Raw genomic sequence first — 18,891 nt, forward strand, 5'->3', positions numbered from 1 at the left:
GAGCGATGCCGGAGTGCAAGTGACCGTGGAATACCGGAGCGAGCGCAGCGAGCGAGGATATGCCGCGAAAGCACTTGCGCGCAGGTTGAGCGAACGTAGAATGCCGCCAGGCTTCAAGGTAAAAACGCGAAGCGTTCAAGCACTGCGGCCGCTTGCGGCCGTCACATGGTGCAGCTCTTCGAGCTGCACTGCTTTGTCTGGGTCGCGGTGCGACCCTCGTGTTACTGCTTGGCTGTCCACACTGTGTGCAGGCCAGCCCCGCGATAGCTGGGCTGTGCACATTGTGGGCAGGTGAGGCTCTGCGTCGGTGTCCACATGCTGCCGCCTGCTCCGTCAGGTGGCGGCCTGTGCGTCATCCGACAAAGCGAACGGTCGTCGTGCGGTCGGTTCGCTCACGATAGGGCTGCCGCGCTCCGCTGCGCTGCGCTTTGCCTTCGAGGGGGTCTGGTTGCGTCTCGTCGTGGGAACGGGGGAACGGCATTGTCCCAATCGGCTTCGCGCCGAGTACATCCATGATGATGCGTTCGGCGTCGGACACGGGCACGGGTCGCGGCCGGGCTGGGGGAGTAGTGCCGGTGATGATGCAGCGGGCGGCGCGGTAGTCGGCGCGGCCGTTGGCGGTGCGGGGATGAATCGGGCGAGGGGCTGGGCCAAGGTCAGGCACGAGCACGAGTTGACCTGGTGCGGGGCGCTTCGGGCGTTCAGCTCGGGGCGTGTTCATCCAGTCCAGCTCGGCGCACCACCAGGCCCACAGTTCGCGCTCGACGGCGTAGCGCTCGGCGCGAGCTGCCAGGCGTCCGGTGACGCCGCGGGCGTCGGCCGCTGCATCGCGGCGGTCGGCGGCGGGCTTGTGCCAGCCGTCGCGGCTGAGCAGCAGCACGTCAGCTTCGATGAGCCGGGTGAGTGTCTGTACCGTGTGAGCTGCGTCTGATCCGGTGAGCTGGGCGAGTTCTCCGAGTGGGAGAGGATCGTGAGTGCAGCGTGCATAGACGTTCCCAGCGTGCAGCCCGAGTGCTCCGAGAGTGAAGAGGTCATGTGCCGCATCGTCCAGCCGGTTTGTGAGTTCGAGCAGCAGCGCGTTTCGTGCGGCTGCGCCGCTGCCGGGGGGGCGGTGGGCGACTTGTGACCGGGCATCTACTGGGTTGCTGTGGATAACGACGTGAGGGCCGATTTTCCAGTGTGCGGCGCTGCGGCCTTCGGCCTCGTTGGTGCGAATGATCCAGTCGTCTTCTGCGAGGCGCAGCAGCGCTGTGCGCGCCGTTTCACGGCCGATGCCTGCCATGAGTGCCAGGCGTCGGGTATCGGCCTCCAGATCGGCGCTGAGGGCTTGCAGGGCAAGGATGCTCAGCGCATCGAGCACGCGACGGTCAGCGGGGCCGCCTCCGCGGTTCCATCTGCCGGGGGCGGCGTCTGCGCGGCTCTGTACGGCGAGTACATGCGCGGCGATAGCGTCGGCGCGTGCGTCGAACGTCTCATCGCGGCCGACGATGCGGCGGCCGCTGGCGATGTAGGCGACGGCGCGATCCCATTGGCGGCGCAGCACGCGCGCGCGTTCGTCAGGCCGACGTGCGATGCGGCGGCCGTCCTCGTTGCGGGTGCGTGCGTGTTCCAGGCCGGGGGCTGTGTCGAGCACGCGGGCTACGTCGCTGTAGTGCCAGTGCGCGGCGGCCGCGCCGGTCAGCACGCGCCAGAGCACGGCGCTAGCGTCGTCTGCGGCGGCATTGGTGCGCAGCGCTGCGGCCGCTGCGGCCGCTGCGGGCGCTAGGGGGCGCTTGGTGCCGGGAATGTGGGGGTGTTTGCGGTCGTCCTGGGCTGTGTCGGCCGAGAACGTGTCTGTGCGCTCCGTAGCGGCCCGATCATTGACGAGCTGGGCCAGGCGCTCAACGGCGGCCGATACGGCTGCCGTGGTGCCACTGGGGCGCGTGAGCGAGTCCAGATTGCCGTCGATGACGGTCGAGCTGCCGCCGTGGCGGTGTGGTGCACCTGGTGGGCGCACGCATCCTGCCGCGGGGTTCATGATGGGGGAGAGGTCGAGCGTTGTGTGCAGCACCTTGGCGAGCCGTGCGAGCCGGTGTACCAGCTCGGCCGCGACTCCCTCGCGTAGCGCGATCCAGATATGACGGCCGCCCTGCGGGCCAGACTGGCAGACGACGGGGGCAAGGCCCGCGTCGATGAGGAGCCGCGCGAGCGCGGCCGTGTCTTGCTCGGCGGCCTCGGCCGCCTCGGGCGTCTTTCCGTCCAGGTCGAAGCAGAGCAGCCGGTAGGCGTGCGCGCGGTCGGTGAGGTAGATCGCCCAGGGCCGCTCAGGCGCGGCCGCGGTGACCGGCGTAATGTGCTGCGGCGGGTAGCTGTTGAGCGTGCTGCCGTCCTCGTTGACGGCTGCGACGCGCACGGTAGGGCGGGGGCTGATCGCTGCGGTGATCGCCCATGCGTCGGCAACTGAGAGTTGGGTCGCGCAAATGTCGCCGTCTGTTGCTATGATGGTGTCACCTCCTAGGTCACCTCCTGGTAGGCACGCGAAAGCCTCGGGGCTTTTGCTCCACCTGATCCGATTCGGTCGCCAAACTTCATACGGCTCAGGTAATGACTTCTCCGATACCCCAGCTCCCCGAGCTGGGGTATCGCTCATTTATGCGGTGTCGATGGGTAGCTCCCCTTCGTTAGGTTCAGGCTGAGGCATCCACTCGGGTACGCCTCGGTCGGTCAGCTCGCCTTCGAGATGGTCTATAACCAGTTCGAGGAAAACACTTGCAGAGACGCCTGCTCGGCGTGCAAGCAGTTCGAACCGCTCCTTGCGGTCGCGCTCGATTTCCCACGCGACGCGCACGGGCGCGACTCGGGTTCCTCGGGGGCGGCGTCTTACCTGCATACGGTCATCCTAGTTGTACGCACACACTACTGTCCACCTTGAAGGTCGGCGTGTTTGCGCGCGGGTCTGCTTTTGTAGAAACCCTCATGGCGATCGCGCAGCCGGCGGCAGGGGTTCCTACAAAGACTGAGGGCCGGTAGCGCGTTAGCGTTACCGGCCCTCAGTGCTGGTGGGGCTACAGGCCGCGTGCAACGGCGGCCGCCGCACCGAGCCATGCGCGCTGAGTCGCGGGGCGCAGCGCCGCGACGTTCAGCCAGCCCTCGACCATCTGGGGGTCGTGGGGGATTGTGGCGACCTCGCGTGCGAGGCTGGTGAAGCCGTTGACGACGGTGCTGATGTTCGCGCTCGTGGCTCGCGGGTCTGCCTGCGAGACGACGACGACGGCGTGCTGAGCGAGCTGCGCCGAGCGTTCGCTGCGGTCTGCGAGTGCTTCGAGCAGCAGTGCGCCTGCTTCTGCGTGGTCGTCGCGTGTGGTCGTGGCCACGACGATCTGGTCGGCGTGATCGACCAGGCGGCCCCACATTGCATCGCTCTCATCGTTGCCGGTGTCGATGAACACGAGCCGGTAATACTTGCGGGCGACGTTCCAGATTGCGTCAACGTCTTCGGCGCTGAGGCGCTGTTCTGATGCAAGTGCGAGTGGCTGAGAGCGCAGCACGTCAAAGCGGTCGGCGGTCTGGTGGTGAACGTACCGTGCCAGGTCGGCCGACTGAGCGCCCGTGCCGAGCAATTCGGTTGCGGCGGGCAGGAGGTCGAGCACGGTTGATTCGTGCGGGCCTTGTTCGGTGCGCCAGCCGAGCGTGCCGCGCGTCTGGTTGGCATCCCAAGCCAGGACGCCAGCACCGCCGAAGCGGGCGAAGATCGCGCTGAGCAGCACGGTCGTAGGCGTCTTGCTCGCTCCACCCTTGCCGTTCACAACGGCGATGGTGCGCGGGCCGGGCCAGTGCTGCGCCACGGCGAATGTGTCATCGCGCTCGGCCTTCTCGGCCGGGCCGGGGGAGAGGCGCAGCCCGAGCCGGGTTGCGGTGCCTCGCCAGCCCTTCATCGCGGGTTCCTCAATGCGAGTGCTCTTCAAGAACGATTCGCGCATCGCGCGACGGGTGACGGTTGCCTGCGGCGCCCGTTCTGCGGTGTCATCGTGTACGGGCGTCTCGGCCGTGATCGTCTCGGTGCTCGGGCGAAGATAGGGCGATGCGACCGGCTCGGGCTTCTCGTGGATTGTGCCGTCTGGGTGCACGATCATTTCCCAAGTGCCGTCTGGTTCGGTCGTGATGAACTCGACTACCTCGCCGGTTGCGGCCGCGTGTTCCACTACGAGACTTGCGACCTTGCGGCGGGCGTCTTCGAGGCTTGCCCCGATGACCTTCTGGGGTTGCCCGTTGAGCGTGACGATTGCTGAGCCGTCCTTTTCGGTAGTGGCATGAGCGGTCATGATGCTTCCTCCTTGTGTGATGCGACAGCTGTTGCCGTGGCGCTGCCTCCGGGTGACTGATTCGGCGGGTACGCCTCGATTCGCACGGCGGCGTCTCCGAGCTGCAAGCGCACACCGTTGGGAACAACGGTCGGCGTGTGTGGTGCGAGGGGCGTTCCATCGGCCTCGGTGCCGTTTGCTGCGTCTTGATCGGTGACGATCAAGCGGCATTCGTCATCGACGTCGACCAGGGCGTGCGTGCGCGAGCACTCACGGCCAGGGCTGTCAAGCGTGACGCTTGTGTGCCCTGCAATCTCTTTGGGCCTGCGGCCGAGCACGATGGGCGGTTCAGCGCGCAGCGCTCCTGCGCCTTCGACGTGCACGAGCAGAGTCGGCCGCGCTGCCTTGCGCGGTACGACGATGGTGTGGTCGATCACCGTTTCTTCCTCGGCGGGGGCGGCGTGGTACGCCTCGGGGATCGGGTTGGGGCGCGGCTTGGGGGCGATGACCGGCGTGGGCATCAGCGAAATCGTGCCTTCTGGGTAGACGTAAAACTGCCAGTTGGCGTCAGGGTCATATGCGATGAAGTGCTGGGCTTGGCCCGTCTCCACGGCGTGCGCTATTGCCATGTCTCGTACCTTGTCGCGGGCCTCCGCGAGCGAAGGGGCACGAAACTTGGTTTCGTGGCCGTCGATAACGATGCGAGCTGAGCCGTCTCGGCCGACGAACGATTCAATGGACATAGCGGATCTTCTTACTCTTCGGACTCGGGCAATGACGGGGCGGGCAGGTCGAGGTCACCAAGCATCGGCTGTTCAATGTCAACAACGGTGCCGGTGCGCTCATCGAGGATGAAGTACCAGATAGCGGTGTTGTTGCCGATAGGCACGGTGGTGGAGCCGTTGTGATAGGTGCCCTCGTAGTTCACTGAGACGCCGACGCGGAATTGCCCGGTGCCCGGTTCGCGGTGTTCGTTGCCTTCGCCGTATTCGATTGAAGCGGGCACGCTGCCGACGTTGTTGACCTGAATCTGTGCGGTCGGGCTAGAGCCGAAATATCCCGCCCAAACAGGCAGGTAATCGCGTGCAAGGCTTTCACTCATTCCGGCCTCGATATAGCGCTGCTGAGTAAGCGCGGGGTCTTCTGCCGCACGCCACGCGGCTGCAAGGCGGGCAACGTCGAAGACGGTTTGCTGCTGTTCCTCGGTGAACGTGATGGTGGGCGTCTCTTCGATCTGGCTCGATGTGTCGGGCTGCGCGTCGTCCTCATCGTTGTTCTGGTTGGCGAGTACCAGCCACACGATGAGGCCTGCGAGAATCGCGGCTGCTGCGATGCAGCCGATGATGATGAGCGTGAGGCGCTTGCGGTCAATCATGGTGTGGTGCTCCTTAGAACGTAAAGCCAGCGGCGGTGAGGATGGGGAGGGGATCAACGGCGGTGCCGTTTAGGTGCACCTCGAAGTGCAGGTGACAGCCGGTGCTGTAGCCCGAGCTGCCGGTGAGCGCGATTTGTTCTCCGGCTTTGACCTTCTGCCCTGCCGAAACCATGATTTCGTTGGCGTAGCTGTGGACGTACCAAGTCACGAGGCCTTCGCCGTGGTCAATCTCGATAATCATTCCGCCGCCGCCACCGTCGAATACACGGCTTACTTCGCCGTCTCGGGCTGCCCAGACGGGGCCGCCGCATCCTCCGGCTTCAAGGTCAAGGCCGTAGTGGAATGGCTGTGTCGGCCCGGCCGGGGTCTGGATGACTTCGCGAGGCCCAAAGCCTCCGTTGATGGGGCCGTTGCCGGGCCGCGCCCATCCGTCGAGGCCGATTTCGCCAGGAATGCCTGGGATCGTCTGGCAACTCCCGCTGCCGCTAAGCAGGCTCGAATCGAGGCCTGACAGTGCAGCGACCACGGCGGTTGCGGGCACCCAGTAAATCTCGTAGTGGAACGGGTCTTGGTTGACCTGCACCTTGTGAGCTACGAGCGTCGGGGCGAGGCTCTGACGCTCGGCCTCGGGCACCTTCTGAATCATGGCGTCGAAGAACTTGCCCGCTGAAATGTACGGGTCGAGCCGGTCTTCGAGCGTGCCCCAGTTGTCGCGCTGTTGGAACAGGCCTCGGCTATCCGGGCCTGCGGCGTCGCCGTACTCGAGCACCTGCAAGCTCGACTCGCCCATAGCGGTCATGACGCCGATGGTCTGATCGCGCACGCTCAGGCCGCGATCTTGGGCTGCCTGGATGATGTGTGCGGCGTTCACTAGTTGCTCATGGCCGTATCCCGAAATGCTGGTGGCGGGCACCTTGCTGGGGTCGATACGGCCGCCTGTGTTGAAGCTGCACGCGGCCGCACTGGCGGGTGCGAAGAATGCCAGTAGGGCAATGATGAGCAGCACCACGGCGAGCACTGCCGACACAATCGTGATGAGCGGTGTCGAAGTGGCGACGGCCGCAACGGCCGCGACGATGGTGCGCAGCGCGTTCGCTGCGGCGGCGGCCGCGCGTGCCTGAGCTGCGGCAAACCGGGTGATCGACGTGCCTGTGCTCGCGGTGGTCTTGGCGGCCTTCGCGGCCGCGGCGCGCTTCTGCGACGCAACGATGCCGCCCTTGACGGCCTTCCCGGCGAGCTGGCCGCCCGAGCGCACGCCTCGGCCCGCGGTCTTGGCTGTGGCGGCGGTGCCTCGCTTCGCGCCTGCGAGAGCGACGTTCTCGCCCTCGCGGGTAGCGAGGTCTACCGCGTCCTCGTCGCCGTCAGCCGTCTTGGCGGTGGTGGCCGCAAGTGCAGTGCCCTTCACAACACTGTCGCCCGCGCCCTTCGCAGCTCCCGCGCCTGCTTTGCCTGCGGCCTTCGCAGTGCCGCGCATTCCGCGGCCGAGCGCCCCGCCGCTCGTGCCGGTGGGCGCGTCCGTGGGATCATCGCCGCCGATGATCTGCACCGAGCGCTTATTGAGCGAGAGCCGCGCGAGGTTGTCGGAAGCTTCACCCTGCGGGTTCGAGCTGCGAAGGCCTTTCATTGGGGGTTACCTCTCTCCGAATGACGTTGAGAACAGCTTGTACAGTGCTGAATCGGTCGGAATGCGACCATCCATCGGGATCACCGCATTACCTGAGCGCATGAGGCCGTGGCCGGGTTGTACGTTCGTGAAGAATCGGCGCTGCTCTTCGGAGAAGTGCAGCAGCTCGCACAAACTGTCGGCGTCAGTTGCGTTCTGGCCCAGCAGCAGCAGGAAGTCACAGTTCGCGAGCATCAGGCGTGCGTCCTGGTTCGCCAGCAGCTCTTCGATGTTCTGCGTGATGCCGGTGGGGATCAGCCCCCACTTGCGCGCACGCTTGTACAGGCCGCGGAAGTAATCCGCGCTGTACTTGTTCGAGAACAGCAGGTGGAACTCGTCAATGTAGAGCCAGGTGCGGCGGCCCTCGGCACGGTTGCGAGCTACGCGGTTCCAAATCTGATCGAGAATGACCATCATGCCGAACGTGCGCAGCTCGTTACCGAGCTTGGAAATATCCCACGACACAAGCCGGTTTGCCGGGTTGACGTTCGTGCGGTTCGAGAAGCCGCCGAGCGAACCAATCGTGTAGATTTCGAGCATTCGCGCCAGCTCGCGGCCTGCGTCTTCGCCGCTCTGTGCGAGTGCTTCGCGCAGCTCCACCAGGGTAGGCATTGGCCCGCCTTCGGCGGCGTGCTTCCTGTAGAGCGTGAGGGTGCTGCGGTCTGCGACTGAACGCTGCTCGGGCGTCAGTCCAGCCTTGCCGCCCACGAGCGCTTCGAGCATGGTCAGCACGAACTCGCACTTGGCGTTGATCGGGTCGTCTTCGCCGGTCGTGAAGTTGAGCTCAATATCCATCGGGTTCACGCGCTGCTCACTGCCCGCGTGAATACGGATGACTTCGCCGCCGAATGCCTCGATGAGCGGTTCGTACTCGTGCTCGGGATCGATGACGATTACGTCATCGTCTGGGCGGCTCAGGAGCACGTTCGTAATCTCCATCTTGCCGCTCTGCGACTTACCCGAGCCACTGGTGCCGAGAATGAAGCCGTTGCCGTTAGTGGTACGGGTGCGGTCAGCCACGAGCGCGTTGCTGCTCTGTGCGTTCACGCCGTACCAGTTGCCACCGGGAACGAACAGCTCTTGCGTGGTGAAGGGCACGATGATTGCGGCTCCGGCCGTGGTCAGCGTGCGCCGCATGGGAATACGGCGTCGGCCGATAGGTAGCTCGGTCGTCAGGCCGTCGAGCTGCATGTAGGTTGCGACCTCGGCGGTGCAGCTCTGCTTGCGAATCACGGTCATCACGCGCTTCACGTTCTGTTCCATCTTCTCGCGCGACGTGGCGCTCACTCCCATGACCATCACCGTTGAGAACAGCTTTTGGTTCGAGCTGCGCAGCTCATCGCGGAGGCCTTGGGCCTCTTCGAGATTGTCCTTGACCGCGCGCGGGATCATTTCTTTGTCGATGCCCTGCTTGGTCGCGCGCTTCTGCTCGGTGATCTTCTGCATTTCAAGCTCTGCGATCTGCCGCTGCACAAGGCTCATGCCCTCGACCTGTTCGAGGGGTTCAAGGTGCAGCGAGATAGTCAGGTCGCACTTGATTTCGGTCAGCTCTGAGATGAGTCGATCCGAGAGCCACACGGGGTAATCGCGCATCCAAAGCACGGTGTGGTAGGTGTCTCCCGAGCCGTTGCGGAAGATGAGCGGGCCGTTCTTGTCCTTGGCGTCAATCTCCCAGGGCGCGACGAAATCGGCCGTTGAGAGCTTGCGGTTCGGCTCGAACTCGTCTTCGTTGAATGTGAACAGCTCGTGTGGTCGCAGAATGTGGCTAAACACTTCGAGGCGCTCGGCTCGGTTGAGCCGGTGCACTTGGCACCCGTCCATGCCTTGCAGCGCTGCCTCGGCCTCGTGGAAGATGCGTGTGAGGGTCGTTTCAGCCTTTTCGAGGTCGGTTTCTTGCACGGTGACGGTCAGGTACTTCTCCGTGACCGTGTTACCGCTGGCGGCCGCGAGCTTGTCGCGGACGATTCGGTTGAAGTCGGTGCGGAAGAAATCGAACTCGTCGCCTCGCAGCGGCTTTTGCACAAGCTGGCTCACGTCGGCGTCATCGAGCACGCGGTTCACGATGGTTTCCTGTACGCGGGTGCCTGCACCGTAGCTGTTCAGGAATCGTGCCCAGCGATCAACGATGCTCGTCTGCTGGTCTTCGGCGGCTGCGACATAGTTGATGTCGCTGATGCCCAGTGTCATCGACCATTCATCTTCACCGAGCCAGGCGACGCCGCTGGGCATGATCGCTTCGTAGCCCAGTATGTCGCGGGTGCGCTTCGGCGCGGCCTTGTAGCCGGTGGGGCCAGCGTTATCGCTGCCAGACTTCCGGGCCTTGCGGTTGCGGCGCTCTCCGGGCTTTGCCAGGGCGGCGGCGCGCTGCTTCTGCTTGCGGGTGTTCCGTGATCGCTTTGCGGAGCTTCCGTGCTGCGGCTCGGCGCTGCTTGGCGCTTCGGTTTCGGCTGGTCGGCTCGGCAGGTTCGCCGGGCGCGACAGGTACGGGTTCTCCTGCGGAGTCGTTACCGGGCTGGGGTTCGAAGGTGTCTGCATAGCTAATCGTCTTTCTCATCAGGTGGTGGCGGAGGAAGAATCCGAGATACTGCTCGGGTTTGAGGCCCATAGGTCTCCACCAGCCCCATATGGCTGCTGGGATGAGCAACGGGAACATGACGTACATGCCTACCGTCGTTGCTTGTTCCATCGTCTGACCGATGCCCATGAGTCCTACGGTGACTCCGGCGAACGCGCCGCCGCCGATGCCAACCATGAACGCGAGTGCGGCGATCTGTCGCCAGGTGCGCCCAAACATCGGTTTGGGTTCGTAGGCGGCGATCTCCTTGTAGACCTTCATTTCAAGTGCCATGACTTAGCCCTCTCCGATGACCTTCTTGGCGAGGCCATTTGCACCGAACAGTAGGAAGATGAGCACGATGGGCGCGACGAAGAATTGGCCGAAGTTGCCAAAGATGAAGCCGACCATATCGCCGTCGTAGCTGCCGATATTGCCGAGCCAGCCCCCGAGTAGGGCTTGATACATCTTCACGGCGACAACGATGATGACGCCCGTGAACGCGACGCTCGCGAAGCCTTTGAGATAGCCAATGCCGATGCTCTTGGTGTCGTCGTGCCCGAGGAACGCGAGCGGCAGGCTCGCGAACGCGGTGAGCATGTACATCTGCAAGAACCGGATGAACACAAGCACAATGGCGATCACCGCGGCGATCTTCTGCACCACCCACGGCAAGAAAAGAATGACGATCATGCCGAACTTCTCCATGTTGCCGAGGTCATCGAGGTCGTCGCGCATCGCATCGCCCATCAGGGCGGCGTCTCCGCCGCCTGTGCCCACGTCCACCGAGTTCGCGGTGTTCGTGATCGAGGTAGCGATAGATGCGATTGCTTCCAGCAGCAGCACTGCGTTCTGTGCGACCACGAACACCAGAGCGATCTTGAACATGGTTGCGGCGACGATCCGCACGCCCAGCTCGCGGTCACCCTCAGCCCTCGTGCTCGTGGTCGCGAGCATCAGAACGAACATGATGCTGAGCACGATGGACGTGACGGGCTTCACCGCTGTGCTGTGGATCGTGAGCGCTGCCGAATAGAGGTCTGCGTTATAGACCTCCGGCGACAGCAACAAGTCGTCGGTAGCCGACCCCGCCCCTTGGCTGAGGTGGTTGAGCATGGCTACCAGCCAGTCAGTGATATCCATTGCGGTGCCTTACTAGGCGACGATGACCTTGAACAACGCGGCGGCCGCGATGATGAGGCCGCCGCCGATGATCTGCCACACGCCCGTCTGAATCTGCGGGCCGTTCTGATCCTTGAGCGCGCCGCCCGTGACGATCGCTCCCCAGACCAGCCACAGCCCCCCGCCGATGATCGCGAAGGTGGTGAACAGGTCGAGAATCTGATTGAGCAGGTCCATGGTGTCTCCTTTGGGTTTCCGACTTCTCGTAATATACTTTACGAGAAGTTAGTCGTTTTGTCGATATGGTAGAAATGGTGAGTATGCGGGGTGAACTTTCGGAGGCTGAGGCGCGGGCGCTCTCGCACCTGAACCCTCGCCGCTTCGAGCTGTTGCTGCGTGCAGCGCGGCTTGGCGGGCCGTTCACTGCACCGCAGCTCAGGGAGGCCGCGCCAGAGCACGCATCGTCGCTGACACGCGATCTGAACGCCCTAGAAGCGGGCGGGCTACTCTTAGCCTCACCGAGCGCGGCTGAGCCGCGTCAGGGGCGGCCGGTGCAGTTCCGACTCGCCCCTGAGACGCCCGCGCTGTTCGCGCGGCTCTCCACCTTGATTTCAGAGGCATCTAGCTAGACTCCTGCCGTCGTTTTTATCGCGGCCTTGCGCGACTTGAACGGCTTGAGGCCTCGAATCAGCAGAATAGCCTCGTCGTTCGACATGCGCCCAATCTCGTCGGCTGTCAACAGCGCACGCTTCAACGTGCGCTGAGCCTTCGTGCGTGAGCCGGTGACGCCGTAGGTCTGCGAGAACTCGTCCATCGTGATCGTCTCGTCTCCGAGCTGCTTGGATAGCCACTCGTTCGTCTCCTGGTCGCGGCCGCCCAGGAACAGAAGCGAGTCACAGTTGCCAACAATCGCGTTCCAGTCATCGCGCCATATGGCCTTGCCCTGCGAGAAGGCCTGCACGATGATGCTGGCGCTGATCCCGCGCGAGCGGATCGTAGCCATGAGCACTTCAAAGCTCGGAATCTTGCCGATGTTGGCGAACTCATCGAGGAAACAGTGCAGCGGCACGTCGAGCGTGCCACCCTCGTTGTGGTCAGCGATGTAGACGTTCTCCGCGAACAACGACTGCCAGAACATCGCAGCGAGGAATCGGAACGTGACGTGTGTATCTGGGAGCTGCAAGAACAGCGCCGTTGGCTCTCGGCCAACGCGATCTAGCCCAATGTCGTCACTGGAAAGAATCTCGCGCACGTCGTGCATGTCGAGCGGCGCGAGGCGCACGCCGAGCGAGATAACGACGCTCAGGCGCGTCTCTGCCGGGCCTTGCTGATAGACGCGGTACTGACGTGCGGCGAAGTCGAGCATCTTCATCACGGCCTCGTCTTCTGCACCGAACGCGGCGGGGTCTGCCTTCCACTCTTCAACGATCTTGCGCGCGGCCTCCATCTTGAGGTCGGTGTCACTGTTGAACTCGTCAGGGTTGCTCTCGCTACCCTCCATCGCCTTGTGCAGGTCAACCACGGACGGCAAGTGCATCTGGCCGCTTTCCTCCGTCGTCGTCGCCCAGACGTAGGCGATGAGCGCGGTGAGTAGAGCGCGCTCTGCTCGCTCCCAGAACCCGTCACCGCGGCTCTCCTTGCCGCTGGTGTTCGCCATGATCGTTTCGGTGAGCTGAGCGACGCCGGTTTCTGGTTCGGTGTCGTTGATGTAGGCGAGCGGGTTGAAGCGATTGGACTGGCGAAGATCGACCAGGTTGAACGTGCGAACGCGCAGCCCCTTCGCTTCGAGGGGCTTGCGCATCGTGCGGTAAATCTCGCCCTTGGGGTCGGTGACAGCGAAGCTCCACCCTTCGATGGTCGAAAGGTTCGGCAAGACATACCCTCGTGTCTTGCCCGTGCCCGATGCTCCGAGCACGCACACGTTGAGGTTGCGGCGGGTCTTGTACGGGTCGAGCGCGAGTCCTTCGGTCGCGGTGAGCTGCAAGCGCTTGGCGGGGTGCTTCGTGGTCAGCGGCTTCATGTCGCGCGCGGTTGCCCACGCGGCCGATCCCTGTTCCTCGCCCTGCCTCGTGTTCTTCTTCCCGCTCATGCCGTAGAGCACGATGAGTAGGAACAGCACGGCGGCCACGGTGCCGCCGATGAGTGCAGCTTGATCGAAGTCGAGCTGGAACAGCGAGGCACCGAGCGCGGGTAGGAACTGCTTCGGAATCTCGTTGACCGGCGTGCCCGCGGCGTATTCGGTCATGGTGAAGTGCGTTGCACGGTTACCGAGATAGAAAACGATCCCGCCGCCGATGAGCGCTCCAATGACCTTGCCCTTGGTGAATCCTTGGCTCATCGTTCTACCTCCGGTTCGCCTTCGGCGTGGGCGCGTCGTCGCTGGCATTGCGACTCGGCGTGCGCTTCTTCGTGCGCGTCTTACTCGAATCTATCTCCGCCTTGCGCTGCTTCACGTCCTTGTCGATCTTCTCGGCTGCGTGAGCGCGCGTGCGGTCGCGTGCGGTTTGCTCGGGCCGCTGCTCACTGCGTGTGAGCGCTGGTTCACGCTCGATGCTGTGGCCGCCGCGATCTGTCACCGCTTCGTCTGGCTGCGTCGTCACGCGCTCAGGCGCAGCGTCGTCGGTGCGCGTGCGTGTCTCGCTCAGCTCGGCACTCTCGACGCGCGGTGCATCCTCGCGCAGCTCGTCAGTGCCGTGTACGGGCACCTGTGTCTGGTCGTCGCTGCTCAGCGTCGGCTCGACGGTCTGCTGCTGCTCCTGCTGCGCTGCGCCCTGTTGCAGCTCAGGCGCGTTGCGCGCCAGCTTCTCATCGACGCGCTCGGCCGCGACCGTTAGAGCGTGCTGGATCAGCTCGGCATCCTTCCCCTGAACGTGGAAGGTGCGCGAGCCGTCGCGGTGCGTCTCAACGCTCCACACAACGCCGTGACGGCGCAGCTCGCGCTCTAGCTCCTTCGACACTGCCCGGTCGTCGATGTTCACTAGATCGCGCTTGCCCTCCGCGATCTTGCTGAAATCTTTAAGTGAAAGCTGCCCGCTCTCGCGCTGCCTGTTCGCGCGCTGTTCAAGCATCCGGTAGATCGCGGTGACCGCTTTGAACGGCGCGGCCGCGACTCCCTTTCCAACCCATAGCGAGGCCTTCATGCTGGCGCTCGATGTGGTCATGGTGACCTTCTGTGTGAGCTGTTGCAGCTCGGCTTCACCCTTGTCTACGAGGTCAACCATTATCGTGTCCTTCCATCGTTGTTGCGTGTCGGTGCGTCCGGTCGCTGGCGATCTTCGTTGCGTGCGCGCAGCTTGTTCGCTTCCATTTCGAGGCGGTCTTGCAGTGTCATCGAGCGTGTGCCGCCGTCGCGATCCTGCTCTGCGTCATCGAGCGTGACCGCATCGGCCGAGCGTTCGTCAGCGCGTGCGGCGCGCTGTGCGTGCGTCTCGGCATCGCCCGCTGCAACATCGCGGCTGAGTCGCTGCGCTGCCTGCTCTCGCTGGCGCTGCTGCTGCGCTCGTTCGCTGCCCTCTCGTGCAGCGTTCGACTGCGCATGAATTCGATCTGATACAGACATCTTCGCTTCCTCCTTCGTTAGTTGGGTCAGTGCGTGAATGTCGCTCTTGGCTCCGTCAATCTCACGTTCCATGATGCGGAGTTGTGCTTGTAGGCCTGCGAGCTGTGCGGGGTCACCTGCGGGTGTCACCATGAGTTCGGCTGCTGCTACAAGCGTTGTCTGGTACGCGAAGTGACGCTCGGCAACGAACGCGCGTGCGCGTTCGATAGCGGCATCGGGGCCGCTGCGCCCGCTGTCACTCATCCATCGAGCCTTCGCGTTCACGCGAGCTTCGAGGGTGCGTAGTTCGCTGAGGCCGGTCTGCCACTTCGTCAGGTTTCCGCCGAGCTGCGCGTTCTTCGCGTAGTGCGTTGCACCCACTAGATCAGGTTCCGAGAACCACTTGTACAGGCCGATAGTGGGCACCGTCTTTGCCAGGTTGCCGCGTGCATCGGATAGCCGGTGCTCATCGTTTGCAGGTACATAGATGCGCAGCGCTCGACCATGCCGAACGATCTGAGTCTTGGCAACGGTCAGGTGTAGCTCGCGCTTCGTGCCCGGAACAATCACGGTCATCGTGTCGCGTGTCTCCTTCGTCACCATCGACACATCGACACCGATCTGGTTGACAACCTGGCGCGTGAGTCGAGCCATGATTGACGCTTCGGAGTACGCCGCGCCCAGTCGGTAATCGCGCACCGGTCGAGGCATCGAGATTTCGCGGAATGAGAGTGTGCCCGAGCGGCCGCCGCGTGTCGATACTTCGACGCCTGCGCGGCCGAGGATCGCTTGAAACTCTGTCCAGCTCGTCGCCCGAATGGCTGCTTTGTCAATCTCGGTGCGTATGAACTGTTTGCCGCTCTCCCCCTTGAGCACGCGGTAAATGTCTGCCATTGACCGCCCGCTTGCGCGCTCGGGCTTCGGTAGAACGCTCAAGCCTTGCGCTCTGCATAGCTCATCGCTCATGTCGCGAATGTTGCCGATGGTGCTCTTCTGAACACGGAAGCGTCGGCCGGTTTCGCGGTTCACTGCGTTCAAGATGATGTGGTTGTGAACGTGCCCCTTATCGAGGTGCGTTGCAATCATGTACTCGTGCGATCCGCCCGTGATCTGCTCCGCGAGCTGCACGCCGAGTCGATGCGCGGTAGCAGTGTCTACGCCGTCTTTCGGGTCGAACGACTGGATCACATGATGCGCGAGCACGCTACCTTCGCGAGCCTTCGAGACGCCGACCCGCTGCGCGGTCTGCTCGAACTGCCGAGCAACGGCCTTGAAGTCAGACGGGTCGATGATCGTATCTGCGTTGGTCGAAACCCACACACCGTCAGCCGTTGCGTCAGGGCGCGAGATGTAAGCCAACGCCTTCGCGGGTGTTGACTTGATCTGCCCCATCTTCACAACGGCCATGTGCTCACTCCGCCGCTTTCGCTGCCTGCTCGATCAGAGCTTGAATCTCGCGCACGAGCTGGCGCGTGTACTTCACTTCATCCAGCGTCGCAACGTTCTCAGTGTTCGCCTGCCTCGCGATCTGGTTGATGTTGTTGCCGATCCTCGCAAGCTCGGCACCGAGCGGTGCAGGATCGAATGCGATCTTTCGCACCTTCACTTCACCGTCGAGGATCGTTCGCCGCGCGAACTCATCAAAGCTCGACGCCTCCGCGAGAGACATGCGGCGCTCAACCGTCGCCCACTCAGAGTCAGAAAATGAAATGAGCTTGCGAACCGGCCGTGCTCTGCGTGGCTCCGGGTTCGTCATGCTCTCTCCTACTAGCGGGTTCGGGCTGCAAGCCCGTTATTGTCAGTCCTACCGGACGGACAAGCCGCAAGTGGTTACCACTTGCTATGCTTGCTACCCTCCGTGAGTCCATCCTACCCCCGAAGCTGCACAGTCGCTAGACTGGGTAGCGTAGGGGTATCGGCGCAGCCGATCCTCTGCGTAGCAGAATGAGAGTCGGCCGCGCTGCGCGCGGTCGGCTCTGTCAGCGCCAGCCCTGCCGGGCTGGCTCAGAAAAGGGAGTCAGCATGTCTACTGAACGGAACATTGACGATCTGCTCAAAGAGGACGAAGCGCGGCTGAAGGCCAAGCGCAAGCGTCTGAGCACGTTCGGCAAAGCACTTGAGGATGCACGCGCCGCGAGCGTCAAGGCTGCGGATACGGCCGCCGAGATTCTTGACGCCGGTGACCTCACGCGCGCCGATATTGCGAAGGTCTTTGCTCTGAGCAAGGGTGAGCGCTCGACGCTCATTCCGGCCGCGCAGCGTCGCGCAGCGTCGGCGTCAGCGGCGCAGTCGCCAGTACAGTCGGCGCACGCCGAAGACCAGCCAAATTACTAGGTAGCCGATCCCTACGACGATCCACTTCACGAGCCAGATGATGCCGCGGATGATCGCACCCGCGCCGAACAACACGAGCTTGATAACAAGTGCGATCACCAGAACCGCGACGACGATGAGGACGACTGCCATGATCTGCATGGTGTCTCCTTTCTCTCGCGGTTTTGTGTGTGAGGGCTTCCCCCGATGATATGAGATTAGCTCCGGCCTGGCGAGCCTCAAGGGCGCTTTGCGTCGCTGCGCGATGCGGCTTCGCCGCACCCTTGACCCTCGCCAGGCCTACGCTGCGGGCTTCATATCGGGGTAAGCATCACTGCGAGTAGCGGGGCTACTCGGGCTTCGATAGGGCACGGCTTACCGAGCTGCGGCCGACGCCGAGTGCGAGCGCGATTTGCGCGTAGCTCATCGGCGGGTCAGCCTCCCGCATGGTCTTCGCCATTGCGATTCGCTCGGGTGTCATGACGGTCGGGCGGCCGCCGATGCGACCCTGGGAGCGTGCGTGCTCGACGCCTCGCCGGGTGTTCTCGCGGATCATATCGACGCGGAGCTGCGCGAGCGTCGCCATGATCTTGAGCATGGCTTCGCCCATTGCTGTTGACGGGTCTATGTCCATCCACGGTTCATCGAGGCTGCGCAGCTTGACGCCTCGCTCTGCGTGGTCACGGATGACCGAGATAGCGATGCTGTCGGTGCCTGCTACGCGGTCGAGCGAGGGAATCACCAGCTCGTCACCGGGGCGTTGAATCTTGCGGCACTCGATCCAGTCGGGGCGATCCTCAACGCGACTTGAATAGCCAACGTCAACGAAAATTCGTTCGCAGCCTGCCTGTTCGAGGCGGGCGATCTGCGAGTCTGCATTCTGCTCGCGGGTGCTGACACGGGTGTATCCGAGCTTCACGGTTATCGTCCTAAGCTCGGGCCGCGCTCGGGCGGCTTCGGCTTCGTACCGTCACCCAGCTCGGGCGTATCCGGGCCGCGATCTTCTGCGTGCTTCGGCTCGCTCGGGCGAGCTTCGCGCAGCTCGTTCATCTTGCGCTCGATGCGCTCTCCGAGCGTCATCGGCTGCTCGGGCGCTGCGTCGCCTGTGACGCGGCCGCCCTCGTGCATCAGCACGTTCGTGCGCGGCACTGCCGCATGCTCGAACACGGGCACCATCGGAACATGGTTGGGTAGGTACTCCCCCAGCGGCGGCCGCGTCGCGGCCGATGCCATATTCCAGACTTCCTCGGGCACGCGCTCGAACTCAAGCGTGTACGGTGAGCGCTCCGCAACGTGCTCCATGAACACCTTGGTAGTGCGTCCGTTGCCCTCCCTGAACGGATGACTCTGATTTGTCCAGGCGAAGATTTCGGCGGCGCGCTCCGAGAACTCTGCGTGGCTGAGCTGCGCCCAATCGGTGCGCTCGACCATCACGCGCACGTTGTCTAGGTAGGCGTCTATCGCGCCGTTGTGAGCATCAGCGAAAGCGGCTCCGCCGCCCTTCGCCATGTTCACCGTTCGGTACTGACCAGCCCATTCAAAGGTCGAGCCGAAGAGGACGCCGTGAATCTGCTTCATGTGCTCGCCGTCGAACGTGCGAGTCACAAGCTCCGGGCGCAGCTCAAGCTCGATGCGGCGCGCAAACGACATACGGTAGTCGTAGGTGCGCAGCGCTGCGGCGTCTCGAATGTCCGGTATGTTGCGCAGCACGCCATTGCGGGTCTGCGCGTTGTACGTCTCCGGGTAGAAGTATGACTCCCACGAATCGAACTGGTGCGGCATCAGAGCGTAGCGGCCGCTCCGGCGATGCGCGCCGCCTTAGCGGCGGTGCGCGCCTCGTAGTCCTCGAACGTCAGCGCGCCGAGCGTGTAGTCGATGAGGTCGGCCACGTCTTCGCGGTTCGGCTCCCATCCCTCATGCCAGCCTGCCGCGAGCGAGCGCACAACGGCTCGGCGCTGGTCAGCGTCGAGCTGGTCGAACAGCTCGGGCCAGCGGGCCTCTACGTCAAATGATGGTTGCGACATAATGCTGCACCTCCTGGTGTGC

General features: G+C 63.6%; 19 protein-coding genes. 1 reads left to right on the forward strand and 18 read right to left on the reverse strand.

The annotated features are described in order from the left end of the window. Positions 1-352: 352 nt before the first annotated feature. The 14 genes from CZ674_RS02750 to CZ674_RS02820 form a co-directional block, all read right to left on the reverse strand. Positions 353-2,392: a hypothetical protein gene (locus tag CZ674_RS02750; RefSeq protein WP_086991020.1), complete on the reverse strand. Its 2,040-nt coding sequence runs from the start codon at positions 2,390-2,392 to the stop codon at positions 353-355. A gap of 237 nt (positions 2,393-2,629) precedes the next feature. Then, positions 2,630-2,869 carry a hypothetical protein gene (locus tag CZ674_RS02755; RefSeq protein WP_086991021.1) on the reverse strand — a complete coding sequence of 80 codons (240 nt, stop codon included), beginning with the start codon at positions 2,867-2,869 and terminating at the stop codon, positions 2,630-2,632. A 175-nt stretch (positions 2,870-3,044) separates the two neighbouring features. Continuing rightward, complete coding sequence (locus tag CZ674_RS02760; protein WP_086991022.1) at positions 3,045-4,301, reverse strand: MinD/ParA family ATP-binding protein; 1,257 nt, start codon at positions 4,299-4,301, stop codon at positions 3,045-3,047. Next, a complete protein-coding gene (locus CZ674_RS02765; RefSeq protein ID WP_086991023.1) occupies positions 4,298-5,023 on the reverse strand; it encodes an FHA domain-containing protein in 726 nt (241 codons plus the stop codon). The genes CZ674_RS02760 and CZ674_RS02765 overlap by 4 nt, the downstream gene beginning before the upstream one ends. An 11-nt stretch (positions 5,024-5,034) precedes the next feature. Next, positions 5,035-5,712 (reverse strand): hypothetical protein, encoded by a 678-nt coding sequence (locus CZ674_RS02770; RefSeq protein ID WP_143244610.1) that lies wholly within the window; start codon positions 5,710-5,712, stop codon positions 5,035-5,037. Beyond that, entirely contained in the window at positions 5,669-7,279 is a 1,611-nt protein-coding gene (locus CZ674_RS02775; RefSeq protein ID WP_234988395.1) for a M23 family metallopeptidase, read from the reverse strand. Before CZ674_RS02775 ends, CZ674_RS02770 begins: the two co-directional genes overlap by 44 nt. 6 nt (positions 7,280-7,285) lie before the next feature. Next, complete coding sequence (locus CZ674_RS02780) at positions 7,286-9,670, reverse strand: VirB4-like conjugal transfer ATPase, CD1110 family (RefSeq protein ID WP_407640210.1); 2,385 nt, start codon at positions 9,668-9,670, stop codon at positions 7,286-7,288. After that, the gene (locus tag CZ674_RS02785) at positions 9,615-10,166 is read right to left on the reverse strand and encodes a PrgI family protein (protein ID WP_086991026.1); all 552 of its coding nucleotides are present in this window, start codon (positions 10,164-10,166) and stop codon (positions 9,615-9,617) included. The genes CZ674_RS02780 and CZ674_RS02785 overlap by 56 nt, the downstream gene beginning before the upstream one ends. Positions 10,167-10,169: 3 nt before the next feature. Next, on the reverse strand, positions 10,170-11,015 hold the full coding sequence (locus CZ674_RS02790; protein ID WP_086991027.1) for a type IV secretion system protein: 846 nt from the start codon (positions 11,013-11,015) through the stop codon (positions 10,170-10,172). A 12-nt stretch (positions 11,016-11,027) separates the two neighbouring features. Continuing rightward, the gene (locus CZ674_RS02795) at positions 11,028-11,231 is read right to left on the reverse strand and encodes a hypothetical protein (protein WP_047523827.1); all 204 of its coding nucleotides are present in this window, start codon (positions 11,229-11,231) and stop codon (positions 11,028-11,030) included. A gap of 388 nt (positions 11,232-11,619) precedes the next feature. Next, positions 11,620-13,332, reverse strand: a complete 1,713-nt coding sequence (locus CZ674_RS02805; protein WP_159456876.1) for a VirD4-like conjugal transfer protein, CD1115 family — start codon at positions 13,330-13,332, stop codon at positions 11,620-11,622. Positions 13,333-13,336: 4 nt separating this feature from the next. After that, complete coding sequence (locus CZ674_RS02810; protein ID WP_086991030.1) at positions 13,337-14,215, reverse strand: hypothetical protein; 879 nt, start codon at positions 14,213-14,215, stop codon at positions 13,337-13,339. Beyond that, positions 14,215-15,939, reverse strand: coding sequence for a relaxase/mobilization nuclease domain-containing protein (locus CZ674_RS02815; RefSeq protein WP_047523835.1), 1,725 nt, complete (start codon positions 15,937-15,939; stop codon positions 14,215-14,217). Before CZ674_RS02815 ends, CZ674_RS02810 begins: the two co-directional genes overlap by 1 nt. A 4-nt stretch (positions 15,940-15,943) precedes the next feature. Then, positions 15,944-16,288 carry a MobC family plasmid mobilization relaxosome protein gene (locus CZ674_RS02820; protein WP_086991031.1) on the reverse strand — a complete coding sequence of 115 codons (345 nt, stop codon included), beginning with the start codon at positions 16,286-16,288 and terminating at the stop codon, positions 15,944-15,946. Between the two features lie 266 nt (positions 16,289-16,554). Between CZ674_RS02820 and CZ674_RS13925 the strand changes: the two genes are divergently transcribed. Next, on the forward strand, positions 16,555-16,866 hold the full coding sequence (locus CZ674_RS13925) for a hypothetical protein (RefSeq protein WP_143244611.1): 312 nt from the start codon (positions 16,555-16,557) through the stop codon (positions 16,864-16,866). Here the strand turns inward: CZ674_RS13925 and CZ674_RS02825 are convergent. The 4 genes from CZ674_RS02825 to CZ674_RS02840 all read right to left on the reverse strand — a co-directional run bounded on the left by CZ674_RS02825 (position 16,810) and on the right by CZ674_RS02840 (position 18,869). Beyond that, positions 16,810-17,007 carry a hypothetical protein gene (locus CZ674_RS02825; RefSeq protein ID WP_086991032.1) on the reverse strand — a complete coding sequence of 66 codons (198 nt, stop codon included), beginning with the start codon at positions 17,005-17,007 and terminating at the stop codon, positions 16,810-16,812. The two genes, CZ674_RS13925 and CZ674_RS02825, sit on opposite strands and share 57 nt — an antisense overlap. A gap of 187 nt (positions 17,008-17,194) precedes the next feature. After that, the gene (locus tag CZ674_RS02830) at positions 17,195-17,764 is read right to left on the reverse strand and encodes a recombinase family protein (RefSeq protein WP_234988396.1); all 570 of its coding nucleotides are present in this window, start codon (positions 17,762-17,764) and stop codon (positions 17,195-17,197) included. 2 nt (positions 17,765-17,766) lie between these two features. Next, a complete protein-coding gene (locus CZ674_RS02835) occupies positions 17,767-18,627 on the reverse strand; it encodes a Fic/DOC family protein (protein ID WP_086991034.1) in 861 nt (286 codons plus the stop codon). Next, positions 18,627-18,869, reverse strand: a complete 243-nt coding sequence (locus CZ674_RS02840; RefSeq protein ID WP_086991035.1) for an antitoxin VbhA family protein — start codon at positions 18,867-18,869, stop codon at positions 18,627-18,629. The genes CZ674_RS02835 and CZ674_RS02840 overlap by 1 nt, the downstream gene beginning before the upstream one ends. Positions 18,870-18,891 lie beyond the last annotated feature (22 nt).

The sequence above is a fragment of the Agrococcus casei LMG 22410 genome, from assembly GCF_900163565.1.
GTDB classification, from domain to species: domain Bacteria; phylum Actinomycetota; class Actinomycetes; order Actinomycetales; family Microbacteriaceae; genus Agrococcus; species Agrococcus casei.

Excerpts from the sequence above, each read along its gene's own strand:
- CZ674_RS02790 (WP_086991027.1), bottom strand. The coding sequence starts at position 11,015 with ATGGATATCACTGACTGGCTGGTAGCCATGCTCAACCACCTCAGCCAA.
- CZ674_RS02785 (WP_086991026.1), bottom strand. The coding sequence starts at position 10,166 with ATGGCACTTGAAATGAAGGTCTACAAGGAGATCGCCGCCTACGAACCC.
- CZ674_RS02810 (WP_086991030.1), bottom strand. The coding sequence starts at position 14,215 with ATGGTTGACCTCGTAGACAAGGGTGAAGCCGAGCTGCAACAGCTCACA.
- CZ674_RS02805 (WP_159456876.1), bottom strand. The coding sequence starts at position 13,332 with ATGAGCCAAGGATTCACCAAGGGCAAGGTCATTGGAGCGCTCATCGGC.
- CZ674_RS02820 (WP_086991031.1), bottom strand. The coding sequence starts at position 16,288 with ATGACGAACCCGGAGCCACGCAGAGCACGGCCGGTTCGCAAGCTCATT.
- CZ674_RS02755 (WP_086991021.1), bottom strand. The coding sequence starts at position 2,869 with ATGCAGGTAAGACGCCGCCCCCGAGGAACCCGAGTCGCGCCCGTGCGC.
- CZ674_RS02840 (WP_086991035.1), bottom strand. The coding sequence starts at position 18,869 with ATGTCGCAACCATCATTTGACGTAGAGGCCCGCTGGCCCGAGCTGTTC.
- CZ674_RS02815 (WP_047523835.1), bottom strand. The coding sequence starts at position 15,939 with ATGGCCGTTGTGAAGATGGGGCAGATCAAGTCAACACCCGCGAAGGCG.
- CZ674_RS02765 (WP_086991023.1), bottom strand. The coding sequence starts at position 5,023 with ATGTCCATTGAATCGTTCGTCGGCCGAGACGGCTCAGCTCGCATCGTT.
- CZ674_RS02760 (WP_086991022.1), bottom strand. The coding sequence starts at position 4,301 with ATGACCGCTCATGCCACTACCGAAAAGGACGGCTCAGCAATCGTCACG.
- CZ674_RS02775 (WP_234988395.1), bottom strand. The coding sequence starts at position 7,279 with ATGAAAGGCCTTCGCAGCTCGAACCCGCAGGGTGAAGCTTCCGACAAC.
- CZ674_RS02825 (WP_086991032.1), bottom strand. The coding sequence starts at position 17,007 with ATGCAGATCATGGCAGTCGTCCTCATCGTCGTCGCGGTTCTGGTGATC.
- CZ674_RS02795 (WP_047523827.1), bottom strand. The coding sequence starts at position 11,231 with ATGGACCTGCTCAATCAGATTCTCGACCTGTTCACCACCTTCGCGATC.
- CZ674_RS13925 (WP_143244611.1), top strand. The coding sequence starts at position 16,555 with ATGTCTACTGAACGGAACATTGACGATCTGCTCAAAGAGGACGAAGCG.
- CZ674_RS02835 (WP_086991034.1), bottom strand. The coding sequence starts at position 18,627 with ATGCCGCACCAGTTCGATTCGTGGGAGTCATACTTCTACCCGGAGACG.